We start from the raw sequence: 1,560 nt of genomic DNA, 5'->3' as shown, positions 1-1,560 counted from the left end.
CGGGAGGCGGGAGGCGGGCAGCGAATACGCGGGCGGCAGGCGGCGGAAAGGCTGGAAGCCCTGGGCGCGTCGGCGGCCCCCGCCCGCACCGGTACGCCACACCCGGCGTACCCGCACACGACGAAGCGCCCGTCCCCCGTACGTCCTCGGGGAAGCGGGCGCTTCCGTGCGAAAGTGCCCCGGCGGATCACTCGCCGATGAGGGCATCCACGAACGCCGCCGGCTCGAACGGGGCCAGGTCGTCGGCGCCCTCACCGAGCCCGATCAGCTTGACCGGCACGCCCAGTTCGCGCTGCACGGCCACCACGATGCCGCCCTTGGCGGTGCCGTCCAGCTTGGTGAGCACGATGCCGGTGATGTCCACGACCTCGGCGAAGACCCGGGCCTGGATCAGTCCGTTCTGGCCGGTGGTGGCGTCGAGCACCAGCAGCACCTCGTCCAGCGGGGCGTGCTTCTCCACGACGCGCTTGACCTTGCCCAGCTCGTCCATGAGGCCGGTCTTGGTGTGCAGGCGGCCGGCCGTGTCGATGAGCACGACGTCCGAACCCAGCTCCTTGCCCTCCTTGACCGCGTCGAAGGCCACGGAGGCCGGGTCGCCGGCCTCCGGCCCGCGCACGGTGTGGGCGCCGACCCGCTCGCCCCAGGTCTGCAGCTGGTCGGCGGCGGCGGCGCGGAAGGTGTCGGCGGCGCCGAGGACGACGCTGCGGCCGTCGGCCACCAGGACGCGGGCGAGCTTGCCGGTGGTGGTGGTCTTGCCGGTGCCGTTGACGCCGACGACCATCACGATGCCGGGCTTGCCGGTGGCGGGCTCGGTCTTGACCTCGCGGTCCATGTCGGGGCCGACGAGGTTGATCAGCTCCTCGCGCAGCAGGCCGCGCAGTTCCTCGGGCGTGCGGGTGCCGAGCACCTTGACGCGCTCGCGCAGCCGCTCGACCAGCTCCTCGGTGGGCTGCACGCCGACGTCGGCGGTGAGCAGCGTGTCCTCGATCTCCTCCCAGGTGTCGTCGTCGAGGTGCTCGCGGGAGAGCAGGGTGAGCAGGCCCTTGCCGAGGGCGTTCTGCGAGCGGGAGAGCCGGGCGCGGAGCCGGACCAGACGGCCGGCGGTGGGCTCGGGAACCTCGATCTGCGGGATCTCGAGCTCTTCGGCGACGGGCGGCTCCTCGACGGTGGCGGTGCCGCCGTCCGGGAGGTCGACCTCCTCTATGGTCCGGCGCGCTTCGTCGCGGGGCGTCTCGGCCTCGTCGCCGACGTGCGGCTCGGTCGGAGGGGCGGTGATGTCGGGCGTGGCGGGCGGCGGCGGAGGCAGCTGCTTCTTGCGGCGGGAGCCCACGACCAGCCCGCCGAGCGCGCCGATCACGACCACGGCGATGACTACAGCAAGGATGACGATTTCCATAACGCCCCCAGTATCAGTCATCGGCTCCGGCGACACCCTCCTTGTCGCTTCCTCCTAAGGACAAAGGCCCCTGGGAGGAAGGAGTCGGAGCAAAGTACGATGGAGGGCGCCGCTTCAACGCGCGTAGAGTCCCACCGTCTCTTCCCCCCCCTCCCGTTCCACTT

Annotated in this window: 1 protein-coding gene; it reads right to left on the bottom strand. The window is 71.9% G+C overall.

Translation table 11 applies throughout. The features are described from left to right. Positions 1-187: 187 nt before the first annotated feature. Positions 188-1,396 carry a signal recognition particle-docking protein FtsY gene (gene ftsY, locus HZS56_RS37735; RefSeq protein ID WP_216725314.1) on the bottom strand — a complete coding sequence of 403 codons (1,209 nt, stop codon included), beginning with the start codon at positions 1,394-1,396 and terminating at the stop codon, positions 188-190. Positions 1,397-1,560 lie beyond the last annotated feature (164 nt).

This window comes from Streptomyces mayonensis, from assembly GCF_018982965.1.
GTDB lineage: Bacteria > Actinomycetota > Actinomycetes > Streptomycetales > Streptomycetaceae > Streptomyces > Streptomyces mayonensis.
Note: the sequence above shows the minus strand (reverse complement) of the source record. Positions and strands in the feature narration are given on the sequence as shown.

What these genes read in the sequence shown, in the direction of transcription:
- ftsY (WP_216725314.1), bottom strand. Translation starts at nt 1,396, where the DNA reads ATGGAAATCGTCATCCTTGCTGTAGTCATCGCCGTGGTCGTGATCGGC.